Origin of the sequence: Salinisphaera sp. G21_0, from assembly GCF_017744115.1 — a bacterium.
GTDB lineage: Bacteria > Pseudomonadota > Gammaproteobacteria > Pseudomonadales > Endozoicomonadaceae > Endozoicomonas.
The window spans coordinates 1-559 of sequence record NZ_JAGHQW010000266.1 but is presented as its reverse complement, the minus strand read 5'-3'; the positions used below and the strand labels follow the sequence as shown (position 1 = coordinate 559).

General features: G+C 47.9%; 1 protein-coding gene. It reads right to left on the bottom strand.

Features of this window, described 5'->3' with window-relative positions:
* Positions 1-559: hypothetical protein (locus J7439_RS25995; protein ID WP_209204954.1), on the bottom strand; the 559-nt coding region annotated here is incomplete at both ends.

Sequence of the window (559 nt, the reverse complement as noted above, 5' to 3'; positions counted from 1 at the left end):
GTCCAGTTATTTATAACAAAACCGGTATCCGTGACGGTAAACTCTGGTTTTGGGAGTACAACCGGTTCACCATCGAGTGGCATGACAGTAAGCTTTTGATTCCTGAATTGATACTCTGTTTGTTTAAACTCGAACAGTATGGCCGTGATAAAGTGCCACAGGCGTTCCCGGCCCAACATGACGTGATCACCATCAACAACCACGCCTCTTGCATCATCAGTTGACACCCGGTTTGAAAAACAGAGATCCGGGATATTTCCGTGTTCCGGTAGATAATGGTTTATCAGGAGCATTCCTTCCAACAACCGTTGTTGAGTCGCTAATTCCGGAACGGTTTCAGGCTTAGCCTGGTAGTCAAGACAGGCATCCATGAATTGCTGCATTTTCTGTGGCCTGAGTATCCGGTGCAGTCGGTACCACTGTGAGATTGCGGGCACAGTTCTGAATAGCTCGTCCATTCTGTCAGCGTATTTTGCGCGGTTATCTTCGGACTGTCGCCAGAGAATCTCCAGCATCATACGTTTGGATAGCGTGAATTCCCATCGTAGGCCAAGCTGTT